This is a genomic window from Streptosporangium oxazolinicum, from assembly GCF_039537505.1.
GTDB classification, from domain to species: Bacteria; Actinomycetota; Actinomycetes; order Streptosporangiales; family Streptosporangiaceae; genus Streptosporangium; species Streptosporangium oxazolinicum.
The window spans coordinates 156,850-169,517 of record NZ_BAABAQ010000014.1 but is presented as its reverse complement, the minus strand read 5'-3'; the positions used below and the strand labels follow the sequence as shown (position 1 = coordinate 169,517).

The 12,668-nt window shown below is 62.9% G+C and carries 6 protein-coding genes and 1 pseudogene; 4 read left to right on the top strand and 3 right to left on the bottom strand.

The window, feature by feature from the left end:
- The first annotated feature begins 1 nt into the window (after position 1).
- From ABD817_RS31905 to ABD817_RS31890, 4 genes are all read left to right on the top strand, one after another.
- Complete coding sequence (locus ABD817_RS31905) at positions 2–1,810, top strand: UvrD-helicase domain-containing protein (RefSeq protein ID WP_344921984.1); 1,809 nt, start codon at positions 2–4, stop codon at positions 1,808–1,810.
- Positions 1,807–4,968, top strand: a complete 3,162-nt coding sequence (locus ABD817_RS31900) for a helicase-related protein (RefSeq protein ID WP_344921983.1) — start codon at positions 1,807–1,809, stop codon at positions 4,966–4,968. Before ABD817_RS31905 ends, ABD817_RS31900 begins: the two co-directional genes overlap by 4 nt.
- Positions 4,965–6,713 carry a DrmB family protein gene (gene drmB / locus ABD817_RS31895; RefSeq protein WP_344921982.1) on the top strand — a complete coding sequence of 583 codons (1,749 nt, stop codon included), beginning with the start codon at positions 4,965–4,967 and terminating at the stop codon, positions 6,711–6,713. The genes ABD817_RS31900 and drmB overlap by 4 nt, the downstream gene beginning before the upstream one ends.
- A 734-nt stretch (positions 6,714–7,447) precedes the next feature.
- Positions 7,448–7,648 carry a hypothetical protein gene (locus ABD817_RS31890; protein WP_344921981.1) on the top strand — a complete coding sequence of 67 codons (201 nt, stop codon included), beginning with the start codon at positions 7,448–7,450 and terminating at the stop codon, positions 7,646–7,648.
- 219 nt (positions 7,649–7,867) lie between these two features.
- On the opposite strand, the pseudogene ABD817_RS31885 reads toward ABD817_RS31890, so the two are convergent.
- The 3 genes and pseudogenes from ABD817_RS31885 to ABD817_RS31875 form a co-directional block, all read right to left on the bottom strand.
- A pseudogene (locus ABD817_RS31885) lies at positions 7,868–8,703 on the bottom strand (IS256 family transposase); the annotation flags it as partial.
- Positions 8,704–8,747: 44 nt separating this feature from the next.
- Positions 8,748–10,529: an alpha/beta hydrolase family protein gene (locus ABD817_RS31880; RefSeq protein WP_344921978.1), complete on the bottom strand. Its 1,782-nt coding sequence runs from the start codon at positions 10,527–10,529 to the stop codon at positions 8,748–8,750.
- Positions 10,526–11,803, bottom strand: coding sequence for a helix-turn-helix domain-containing protein (locus tag ABD817_RS31875; RefSeq protein ID WP_344921976.1), 1,278 nt, complete (start codon positions 11,801–11,803; stop codon positions 10,526–10,528). The genes ABD817_RS31880 and ABD817_RS31875 overlap by 4 nt, the downstream gene beginning before the upstream one ends.
- Between the last annotated feature and the right edge of the window lie 865 nt (positions 11,804–12,668).

Sequence of the window (12,668 nt, the reverse complement as noted above, 5' to 3'; positions counted from 1 at the left end):
AATGGAACTCACCAACGAGCAACGTGACATCGTCGAGCAATCAGGCGACGCTCGATTGCTCGTCACCGCCGGCGCAGGCGCCGGAAAGACCTCCACTCTGATCCGCAGGTTGAGCTCTTTGATCGAAGACGACGGGCTGGGTGCGGACGAGGTTCTCGTCCTCAGCTTCTCCCGTGCCGCGGTGCGGGAGATCCGTGACCGGCTGACCGCATATGGCGAAGACGCTCAGCATGTCGAAGTGTGCACCTTTGACTCGTACGCCACCCAATTGCTATCCGAAATCGTTCCCAGCGGCACCTGGCAGCATTCGTCCTACGATCAGCGGATCCGCGAGGCGACGAGGCTTCTCCACGACGATGACCAGGCCGGTGAACTCGCTGCCGACATTCGTCATCTCGTTGTCGACGAGGTCCAGGACCTGGTCGGTGTCCGGGCCGAGCTGGTGAAGGTACTGCTGGAGAGGATCTCCGGTGGCTTCACCCTGCTGGGCGATCCCGCCCAAGGAATTTACGGCTTCCAACTCAACGACCCGAAGGACCGTATCCGCGGTGCCGCGGCCCTCTACTCCTGGGTTCGAGCCCACTTCGGGAAGAATTTGATCGAGAAAGAGCTGACCGAGAATTTCCGTGCGCGACACGACGAAGCGCGGGGAGCACTAGCCATAGGTTCGGAGCTGGGGCAGGAGAACGCCGACTACGCGGGCATCCAACGGAGGCTCCGCACCGAGTTACTCGACAGCATGCCGCTCGGCGTGCTGGAGGACGCCGTCCCCCTGCTCGCCGAATTGGCGACACCCACCGCGCTGCTGTGCCGGACGAACGGAGAAACACTTCTCGTCTCACGCGAACTCCACAGGAGCGGAGTCGCACATAGGCTGCAACGGTCCGCGCAGGACAGGGTGATCCCCAAGTGGGTGGCCGAGCTTTTTCGGCGGCTCGATTCGAGGGCCGGACAGGACGACGTCACCTCTGTCCTTGAGGAGAACGGTGTCAAAGCCGACGAGCTCTGGCCACTCCTCAAGCGGATGGACACCAACCGGCGCAGCAGGAGCCTGAATCTGTCGGATGTTCGAAACCACCTTGTCAGGGGCGACGTGCCCGACGAGCTGACACGTCAGCCTGCGGCCACACTCGTCGTCTCCACGATCCACAGGGTCAAGGGGCTGGAGTTCGACCAGGTGATCGTCGTCGACCCAGGTGAGGCCGGCGAGGACCCAGTAGAGCAAGCGGAGAATGCCCGAATGCTGTACGTGGCCATGACCCGTCCCCGTGACCTCCTGCTTCACATTCGACCGGTCAACAAGCTCCAGCACGGCCACTTGAGGAAGTTTTCATGCGGGCGCTGGGCCGAAGCCGGCTTCGGCAAATACAAAAACGCTCGTTTTGGCGTTGAGGTTCAAGCAGAGGACATCCATTCGGAGGACCCGGCGGGAAGCACCGGCTTCACAGCGGATCCCCTGGCCACGCAGCTCTACCTTGCGACCAAAGTTGCTCCCGGCGATCTCGTGTCATTGACCCGGGCATCGTCCTCGACCCTCGACGGACCACCCTCGTACATCGTGGAACACGACGGCACTCCTGTCGGAGTGACCTCGGCTACCTTTTCACGGGTGCTCAAGCAGATTCTGCCGGGCCACGATCGGCGTGAGTGGCCACTCTCGATCAACGATTTGCATGTGGACTGCGTCGAAGCCGTTGTCGGCAGCGACGCCGCGGGACAGAACAGCGGGTTGGGCTGGTCCGGTGTCTGGCTGCGCCCGCGGATTGCGGGACTGGGAAGTTTCGAATGGCCATCCAGGGAGCGGCAGTGACATTCACCGAGCATTATCGGTTCAGGTCCGAGCTGGTCAGACAGGTCGAGCTTGACCTTGTCGGCCCGACGGAGCCCGACAACAACGAGGTGATCACTGACCGTCCCATCACCAAGTACGCAGCAGGGATCCTCTTCCCGCAGGACGAGAACGAGTCCGTGGAAGAGGAGATGCCGCTCGATACGGAGGCGGAGGGCCCGCACATTGACCCGGACTCCGTACCGGACCCCGCGGTCACCATGGCCAACGTCCGCTATCCCTCCTCCATGGGTCTGACCTTCGCCGTCGACACGAACATCAGCAAGACGATTACCGTGCTCGTGGAGGCGGCGCAGTACGTGTCGGAGAGCTCCGTGGAACGGGTTCGTAAGCGGTCCACGGACAACGTCGACGAGCGTTGGCTGCGCCGCCCGCTGTCGATCCCACCTAAATCGGTGGACGTGACCGTACCCGGTCAATGTCGGATCGAGGCCGCGGACGGTCTGCAACTCTTCACGCGCATCCGTCCGGCGAACGATCACGGTGTCGTCGCCGTCACGATGGCTCTTTTGAACACCGTTACGGTCTCACGCGGAGGAGATCGAGACGCAGTGTCGTTCTTCCAACCGCGAATCACCGTGACGGCGCCCGACGAGACGGCGGCGTTCGTCGAACGCATGCCTCCCGGAAAAACGGACGGCGATGAGGAGCTGAACGCTTATCGGTTGCTCTATCGCCACGCGCCCACCTTCGCCACCGGCCATGGATGCGCCGTCGAATGGGAACACGCACCGAATGAGATCAACGACGTGGCTTCGATTCGGGCCGCGCAGCGAATCCGCACGACGTTTATTCCCACCTACGACCTCCGGCTGGCCGACTCGAACCCAAAAATCGACACACGCTCTTTGGGTATGGCGTACTTGGCGAGCGCCACTGATTCGGAAGTCCTCTCGGCCCTCAAGGGACTCACATCCGGATACCGCGGCTGGATTGGAGACCGCCGAGCGCAGGCCGAGCAACTCGTCGACGCCGACTTCAAGAAGATCGCGCTTGATCACCTCGGGGCGTGTGACGAGGCATGTGATCGGATGGAAGCCGGCATCGGGCTGCTAACCGGTTCCGTCATGGAGGCGTTCCAATTGGCCAACCGGGCTATGGCGATGCAACGCGCGAGAACGGACTGGCTGAAAAAGGGACGTCCCGCCGGCGGGCTTGACGAGTCGAAGGGCGTCTGGCGCCCCTTCCAGATCGCCTTCGTTCTGCTCTCGCTAGGTGGCGTGGTGGACAAAAACTCGCCGGACCGCAGAATCGCCGACGTCCTGTGGTTTCCCACAGGTGGTGGGAAGACCGAGGCGTATCTCGGACTGATCGCCTTCACCGTTTTCCTCCGGCGCCTTCGTGACCCCCGCCACGGCGGAGGGGTCACCGTGCTCATGCGCTACACACTGCGACTGTTGACGGTCCAGCAGTTCGAACGAGCCGCCCTGCTCATGTGCTGCATGGAGTCGATTCGTCGTGAGCATCCTTCGTCGCGCGGCAGTGCGGAGATCTCCATCGGCATGTGGGTCGGCCAGGGCTCGACTCCCAACAGTCTCGACGATGCGAAAACCGCCCTCAGAAAGCTTGGCCGGCGGGAAGAGGTTCAGGAAAAGAATCCCGTCCAGATCAGGTCCTGTCCCTGGTGCGGCCACGCCCTGGACTACCGCAATTACGTGATCACGGTTGACCGGCTGACGATCGCCTGTGGAACCGACGGATGCGAATTTCAGGACGGCCTTCCGGTCCATGTTGTGGACGAGACCATCTATGCGGCACGGCCGACTCTGATCATCGCCACCGCGGACAAGTTCGCGAGCATCCCTTGGAGAGGGGATCAGGTCGCGAAGCTCTTCAACCTCACGACCAAAGAGCCCGCACCGGAACTGATCATCCAGGACGAGTTGCACCTCATCTCCGGCCCCCTGGGCACCCTCGCCGGCCTGTACGAGACGGCGGTGGATCTCGCCGCCGAACACCCGAAGGTTGTGGCGTCCACAGCCACGATCCGCCGCGCCTCCCGGCAGGGGTTGGCACTGTTCAACCGTGAGGTCAGCCAGTTCCCTCCCCCGGGGTTGGATGCCCGAGATTCGTACTTCTCCGTGGAGACGCCCCCCACGGAGAAGGCAAGTCGTCTGTACGTAGGTCTGCTCGCACCCGCCACCAGCCAGACGACCCTCCTGGTCAGGGCATACGCCTCGCTTCTGCATCATGCCAAGGCGATCGAAGGCACGGATCAGGTTCGGGACGCCTACTGGACGTTACTCGGCTACTTCAACAGTCTGCGTCTCCTCGCCGGTGCCAAGCTACAGGTCCAGGACGACGTAGGTGATCGCCTAGGGCTGCTCTCCAAGCAGCTTGAACAGGAAGAACGCCAGATCCTCTGGGACATCGAACTCACCAGCCGCGAGCCCTCCAGTGCGATCCCCCGACATCTGCAGGACATGGCGAAGTCACTCCCCGAGGAAGCCATCGACGTGATCCTCGCAACCAACATGATCTCTGTGGGAGTTGACGTCGACCGCCTCGGCCTGATGGCCGTCATGGGCCAACCGCAATCGACGTCGGAGTACATTCAGGCAACCAGTCGGGTCGGACGCACATGGCCCGGTCTGGTCACAACGCTGTTCAACTCGATGCGCTCACGTGACCGTTCTCACTACGAGAACTTCACCGCCTACCATTCGGCGCTGTACCGACAGGTGGAGGCCACCAGCGTCACGCCGTTCTCAGCGCGTGCCCGCGACCGCGCGATCCATGCCGTAGTCATCGGACTCGCGCGACTCCTCATCCCGGAAGCACGCCCCAAACACGCTGCGGCATCAATCGGTGACTTCGAAAGCAAACTGCGAAAAATCTGCGACACCGTTCTGGAACGAGTGGGCAGAATCGCAGGCGAAGCCGAGCAAGCGGCCACTGCGAAGCAGATCGACGAGGTCATCGGCCAGTGGCTTGAGCGTGCCGACAGCGAACCGAATCTCGTTTACGACGATTTCAGAAATCCCGGCAACGGTCTCCTGATGGACGCCGGCCGATACGACCAATCCAACGACGAGATCTCGGACACCATGCCGACTCTGTGGAGTCTGCGTGACGTGGATGTCGAATCCACGCTCTATCTGGACAGGGGACTGCGATGAGTCGAAACTCCATCGGCGGTGTACGACGGGCACAGCTCATCACCACGTACGGTGTCGGCTCGCTTATCGCAGTCGAAAGCAACTCGTACATGATCGCTGGAATCGACCGCTGGTCCGACTACGGCGACGAGCACATCATTCACGAGCCCAGACTCCAGCAACAGCTTCGGGTTCGCGGATTTCGTCTACCTCCGGCATCGCAGTACGAGGGCAGAGGCGACGTTCCGGTGATCCGCTTCCCGATATGGCACTCCTGCCCTGAGTCTGGCACTCTCAAGGAGCATTGGAAGTGGGGAAATCATCGCGGCACCGCAAAGTGCAAGGTACACGATCGCGAACTTGTTCCCTCTCGATTCGTGGTGTGCTGCGGAAACGGTCATATCGACGATTTCCCGTACTTTCGCTGGGTTCACGCCGGCTCCCCCGGCACCGGAACCGAACACGAGATGACTATTGAGGCCACGGGACGCAGTGCCGCGCTTCGCGACATCGTCATCGCCTGCAAGTGTGGTAAGCGGGTCTCGATGGAAGGCGCTCTCGGGAAAGGGGCGCTGAAAGGGATTGCCAGGTGCACAGGACAACGGCCTTGGCTCGGAAGCGATCAGACTCAAGAATGTGACGAAATCCCGCGAGGTATGCAGCGAGGCGCCTCAGGTGTCTGGTTCTCGGCGGTCCGCTCCGCGCTCTCGATCCCACCTTGGTCGGAGGCGATTCACAAGCTGATCGAGAAGCATTGGAAGACGCTGAGCAAGACTCGTCACCTTCGTGACACCGTCGAAGACCTGGAACTGGCCAAGGGGAAGCCCTTCGGCATCGACGAGATCGTAGGGGCCGTTGAGCAACGGCGCCGTATCGAGGCCGGATTGGAAGACTACTCCGAGGCAGATCTCAAAGCCCAGGAGTACCAAGCGCTTGCTAACACCACGCCGGAGATCTCCGGGGACCAGGACTTCGTGTGTGTCCCGCCGGACAACCTTGAACTCGACCCGACCCTGGCAGTCGACCAGGTGATGCGGGTCAAGCGTCTTCGCGAGGTACGCGCCCTGGAGGCGTTCACGCGCATCGAATCTCCCACTCCGGGAGACGGGAAGCGTCTGGCGTCCCTACACCGAGACGACGACCGCCCTGACTGGCTGCCCGCCATCGAAGTCATCGGTGAGGGCGTCTTCCTCACCCTCGACCAGCGACGCCTTGCCGAATGGGAACAGCGACCAGAGGTGATCGATCGCATCGCACCTCTCGGCGAGGGGTATCGACAACGCTTCCTGAGCCGGGGGACCGAGCCGGACCGCTGGATCACTCCGCGCCTGGTTCTGATCCACACACTCGCCCACGCCATCATCAACGAGTGGAGCCTCGACTCCGGCTATCCGGCGGCCTCGTTGCGCGAGCGACTCTACGTCTCGGACACCATGGCCGGGCTTCTCATCTACACGGCGACAAGCGACTCAGCGGGAAGTCTCGGAGGCATCGTCGCTCAGGTCGAATCCGGCGACCTGAGCGCTTCGATCCACCGCGCCCTCAACCGGATCTCCTGGTGCTCGGCCGACCCACTGTGCATTGAGACCCAGGTTTCCGGGGTCGACAATCTGAACCGGGCGGCTTGCCATGCGTGTGTCCTATTACCGGAGACCAGCTGCGAAGAATACAACACCTTACTGGACCGAGGGATACTAATAGGAACGCACGAAGAACCGCAAGTCGGCTTCTTTTCATCGAAAGCTGCAGACCTCACAGCCAGCTAGACCTTAACACATTCAGCGGCAGTCGCCACATGTAGTTCACACACAAACTTTCCAACACACAGAGTTTTCGCCAACCACTCTCGGTAATAAGTGAAGGCGAAATGTCCAATTTGTGAAATTTATCCCACATCGACAACTAGAGACATTACCGTCAGTTCATCATTCGTTACCCTCTGCATCGCCCATCGCTTAAATAATATACGATACACAATTGTCAACCCTTTTGGCAATCTACGCAGACGGCGCATTATCCACTATCCATACAGAAAGAGCGCTGTCATCACCTTGATGCATATTGGTACCCTTTGACACTCGCGCACCCCGGCCATCTCCTGTAGAGTCGGGGCGCACCTCCGACCGACTAAGTCACTCGAAATGCGATATGGAGAAAAGCCGGTGGTACCGAACCGAGGGCGACCATGCCCCATGTGGCGGGCGATCACCGCCCCGAGCTTTCGTCTTCTTGTCTCGAAGCCTTGAAATCCGAACCTCATTCCATGAAGCGGAAGTCAAGTTCGCCAATAGACATAATCAACGTTTTTCATCGGTTAGACGGACGAAAAACGAGAGGGCTCGAAACCGTTCGTGCGGTCCCGAGCCCTGAAGCAATTTCATCACCGGACCGGCTAGCAGGTCAGATGCTGAACGCTTGTACCCACAAGTAGACTAACCAGTGCGTGACCCAGCTTGCAATCCAGGTCCGGTGAGTCAAGCCCGGCAACCATGGAGAACGTATGGAGCAGTCGGTTGTTCGTGCGCTACTGACGGCGATCATCCTCATCTCGGCTGTGATCGTCGGCATCGTTGGCGTCTGGTTGGCGAAACATGGAGGTATGAGCCTGCCTAACGCCATCCTGGCAGGGGCGGGTGGGTTCGGGATTACGATCCCTATCCTCCTGGCGCTCGCCCAATTTCTGATGGGAATGCCATCCTAGACGAACAGTCCAGCAGTCTCGGCGGGGGCGTCCCCCGCCGAGACTTGCGCTAGTACGTGACTTGACTTATCACTCATGCACGTCCTAGGGACATGGTCGCACCCTCGGAGCGGTGTAAAAGGTTCGACAAGGGTGCCGTGGGGTTGATCCTATTGCGGAGTAGAGGGGCCGAGGCGGTCTCCTAGGCCAAGTAAAGCAGGGCGCGGTACAAGCCCTGATGATGGTGAAGCATCGCCGGCTGCGGGCAGCGCGGTCCAGGACGGCCCACATGAGGCTGACGCAACTGATCTCGCCGGGGAAGCGGCCGATGACCTAGACCCGGCGGCGGCGGGTCTCACCGAAGGTACGCTCAATAAAGTTGAAGGGCAGATGCGCTCGTGATGCTCAGGCGGGAAGCGCAGATAGGTGATCAGGCTGTGGCAGTCGGTCAGCAGGCCCTTGACCGCCGCCGGGTAGCGCCCGCCCCAGGCCTCGACGAAGGCATCGATGCGGCGTTGGACCCCGTCCACCAGATGCTGACCGGGCGTGATGCCTCGCCTGGAGCGGCCAGGTTGAAAATCTGCCAGAAGGTCGGTTTGACCTCGGCCTGGTCGCCGGAACTGACCTTCGCCAGCACGTTTCTGGCTCGGTGGATGACGCACCTTTGGCGCGGGGACCGACCGAAGATCTGCTCGGCGGCGCCGAGCAGGCCGGGGGCGCCGTCGGAGATGAATCAGTAGTGGCGGACGCAGGCCGCGTCCGGCCAGGCCGGTCAGGAAGTCGTGCCAGGCGTCGGTGGATTCGGCGGCGGCCGGGGCCAGGCCAACGAAGAGCGGTTTGCCGTCGGTGGTGATGCCCCAGGCGGCCAGGACGGGTTCGGCGCGCTGCCCGTCGTGCATTTTGAAGTGTGAGGCGTCCAGGAATAGATAGTCCAGCTCGATTGCCGACAGGTCGCGACGGCACCAGGTGTCGTACTCGATGATGACGGCCTGGCAGATGGTCGAGACCATGGACTTGGACAGGGCGGCTTTAGGGCCGAGCGCGTCGGCCAGGGCGCTTTCGATGTCGCGGACTGAATCGGCCCCGGGTTCGGTGGAGGTCTCCATCAAGCCGAGGCGATTCAGTCGCATATGTCTCGAACATGCCGCAGCTCCATGCAGAGAACACGGTGAATGTCAGCAGCCCCCCGCAGGGTGTGACCCACTCCGGCGACAGTGACCAGATGCGAGCCTGGACTCAACTGCCGGGCAAAAGCCCGAACCTGGTTCAGTGGGGTTACGCGATCCTCATCTCCGTGAACCAGAAGGAGTAGGCGCTGAATCGCGGCCTCGGGCTCGCCAGAGAGCTCACCACAGAGCAACTCCGCGTGATGAGCCTGGAACTTTGGTGCGGCCCTGCCCCAGCTCCCAGGGTTGATCACCGCTGACCTGGCGATCCCAGCCACGAACACATCGGTGATCGCCAAGGCCCGCAAAACGGTGTATCCGCCGGCGCTGGCCCCCCAGATCACCGTTCGCGCGGCGTCCGCAAGACCAGCAGATGCCAGATGACGAGCCGCGTCGGCACAGTCGGTGGCATCGACCACCCCCCACCGGCGACGAAGCCCCAGCCTGTACGCGCGGCCATACCCGGTACTCCCCCGATAGTCGACATCAGCGACGGCGAAACCCCGACTCGTGAAGTACTGCGTGTGGAGATCCAACCGCAGGGGCCAGTTCGTCGTCGGCCCTGGATGAGCCCGTACGAGCAACGGCGGAGGCCGATCGCTCCCTCCCAAGGGCGGGTAGTAGAGGCCGTGCGCCTCACCTCCGTCACGAGTACCGAAGGTGAAGGGCTCCGGCTGGACGAGCGATGCCAGGTCAAGGGTGACGTCGGCCGAGGTGAGCTCGTGGACAGAACCGTCAGACTCGGCCAGTGCCACCGTGGGCAACCGCATGGGACCGGAGCCGATGAAGGCGATGTTCGGCCCCGCCATGGCCAGGTAAGGCTTGATCGAGGTGTACGGCAGGGCCAGCCTTTGGATATCACCAGCGAGACGCCTTACCACCAAGGAGTGCTGTGGACCCTGCTGGATGATGGCCGTTATCTGAGCATCCTGGAAGGCGTACGTGCGATAGCCGAACTCCCAGGGAGCCGCCGCGACCTCGAACTCCCCCGTGATCACCGCTTCGGTGCGGCCCTCGCGCCAGGCGTACAGGTTCCACCAGCCGGAGCGGTCGGAGACGAAGTGCAGCACCCCGTCTCCGCTCCACTGCGGCTGGCACACCGACTCGTCGCCCCCTCCAGCGACCAACCTCGTACCGGTGAGGGTGCCGTCGGGCCGGACGTCGGCCAGCCAGAGCCGGGCGCCATCCCAGGGCATGAGCGGGGCGTTCCATGAGACCCAGGTCAGTTTCCTCCCGTCAGGGCTGGGCTCCGGGGACATGTAGAAGTCGTCACCGGACGCGATGATCGTCGGCTCGGCGGATCCGTCGCCAGGCAGGATGACCAGCTCGTTGTGGACAAGGGTTTCCTCGTGTCGTTCCCGGACGCAGACCAGATTGTCTGTGCCCGGTAGGAGGCGGAGGTCCGCGTAGCGTAGGGCTCCCGGCGAGGTGGGAACGGGAGTCACGGGTACGGGGTGCCGATGGTCGCGTACGTGATAGATCCGCTGGTCGTCGGCGTCGCAGAACCACACGTCCCGTTCGGTGGCCAGGTAGGCGCCTCCGCCGTACTCGTGCACCCGGGAGGCGACGTGAAATCCCTCCGGTAGCACGTCCTGACGGCCGTCGGCGGCGGTCCAACGTACGAGCACATCCCCGCTCTCCCGCCCCTCGATCCAGTAGACGGTCTCACCGACCGTCTGGAGGGCGTCATAAGAGACGGTGGCGCGGGCGACGAGTTCAGCGGGGATGGGGTTCACTCTTGCCATGATCGGACGAAGTCGTCCAGTTCGCGAGCGACCGCAGGTTGCCGGTTCGCCACGTGATCACGGAAGCGCTGGACCCTCGACATTCCGGCGACCGATCCTCTCCTGGCGAATACGGCGATGGCTTCCTGTGCCAGCCGTACGGCCTCCGCGGATTCGCCTTCTCCGAGCCGCGCCCGCGCCAGGTCCACGGTGAGCTCCGCCCTGCGGCGTACGCATGTGGCGGGAACGCCACCGATGGCATCCTCGAAGGAGCGGGCGGCCTGGGCGTAGCGACCGAGTTCGAGAAGGCAGTCACCCTCGTAGCCGAGGAGCCGCTCACGGTCGAAGTCGTACATCCATTCGTCCCGCTCGTCACCGGCCCGTTCCAGGGCTCCGTTCGCCCGGTCGAGTTCGGCCAGGGCGGTCCGGCTGTCACCCGCGTGGGCGTGGGCGGTGGCACTCACGGCATGCAGCCAGGACTTCGTCACGCGGGTGACCGAGCGACCGGCTATGTCCAGAGCCGCTGAGGCGTGGAGGACGGCTTCGTCAGCCCATCCAGCCGCGTCCGCTGTGACGGATCGGTAAGCCCTGACGTAGGACCGAAGTCCTCTGTCGCCCGCTTCGCCCAAGGCGTCCAGCGCGGTGGCGTACCGGTGTCCCATCGTGAAGTGATCACCGAGGTCGAACCGGATCCACGCCGCGAATCCGGCGGCCTCCGCCGCCGCGTGGGCGATCCGCCGCCGCAGCCGGTCGGGGGCAGGCGCCTCCAAGAGTGAGAGCAGGAGGGCGAGGTGGCCGTCAACCGGGACGAGCATCTCGGTCGACGTCAGTTCGTGGTAGAGGCGGCGCTGGTGGATGGTGATCATTTCGATGTCCTCCACCACGGCGGAGGTGATCGCCGAAGCACGCTTGCCGTACGTGCTGAGCCGTCCCCAGTCGACACCGGGATCCGGTGTCTCCGAGATGGACCGTCGTGCGGCTTCGCTTCGGTGGCGCAGATGAGCCTGTTCTCGGATGACACCGGGGAACATGCCGTTGAGCATCCCGTTCGCACCGAGCGCGGTATCGCACGCGATGACCACCGATTCCGAAGGAGCGACCGAAGCCCGCTCCACGGCACCAAGGTGTTGCCAGGAGTATCCGGTCAACTCGCCGAGCTCCATCAGCGTGAGCGAGCGCGCTTTACGTAGCTCGCGCATCCTGGAGCCCAGCGCGGCGAGCAGTGACGATCCGGGGTCGAGGACCTTGGCCGGTCGTCCACGACTTCCTTTCCTCTCGGTAGCCATGCGCGTACTCCCTGCTGTTTTGCTGTTCGTTGCGAGCAAATCAGGTCGTGCGGTGTGCTGTCAGCACCTTGAGCAGGCCGGATCGCGAGAGATGGACGCCATGAGCACTGACTCGGTATGTGCCCTCGATCAGCTGGAGAAACTCGCCCCTGAAAACGCGGGCGGCGTTGCCGGATCTCACCTGGAGAAGACATGTCAGACGGTCCTCCGCGTTTGACCGCGAACGATCCCCACCGGGCGGCTGAGCTCCTGCGACACGCGCTGAGGGAGGAGGGAATCGTCTCCGACGTGCACGGTGGCCACGGCTTGGCGCTGGTGTCCGTTTGGACGGGACTCGTCGTCGGGTGCGACGGTGAGCTGTTCTGGTGGCGGACCGGATGGGATCCTCGTCGCTACCGGTTCACCTATAGCCGACACCCGGCCATGGACCCCCAGCGTGCCGCGTACAGGATCGCGTCGAGGTACACGAACCTCCGCGAAACGCATCCGCTACCCGAACCGATGGCGGAGCTGCGTGGTGATCCCGTCTGAAGAGTGCGTGAGCCCGCACGTGGCGATGGCTCAACGGGATCACGTACAGCTGGGGTGGCGGCATCCACACCGGATGTTGGAGCGTGCGCGCCCGGTGGCGTGGACCTGTTTCTGCCGTGCGACGGTCTACGAACTGCTGGAGAGCGCGGGACGGGCTTTCCTCCGACGAACCATCCAACTCGACGGCGGGCACGAGATACACGAGACCCCTGTCTGGCCGGTCAACGAGGCACGGATGATCTGGACGGCTCTGCTGACCGGCCGGACTCGATGAACCAAGGGAGCAAAACAGAAAGATCCAGCCTTGCCCCGGGGCCAAAGACCGTAGAAAACG

What these genes read in the sequence shown, in the direction of transcription:
- ABD817_RS31905 (WP_344921984.1), top strand. Translation starts at nt 2, where the DNA reads ATGGAACTCACCAACGAGCAACGTGACATCGTCGAGCAATCAGGCGAC.
- drmB (WP_344921982.1), top strand. Translation starts at nt 4,965, where the DNA reads ATGAGTCGAAACTCCATCGGCGGTGTACGACGGGCACAGCTCATCACC.
- ABD817_RS31890 (WP_344921981.1), top strand. Translation starts at nt 7,448, where the DNA reads ATGGAGCAGTCGGTTGTTCGTGCGCTACTGACGGCGATCATCCTCATC.
- ABD817_RS31875 (WP_344921976.1), bottom strand. Translation starts at nt 11,803, where the DNA reads ATGGCTACCGAGAGGAAAGGAAGTCGTGGACGACCGGCCAAGGTCCTC.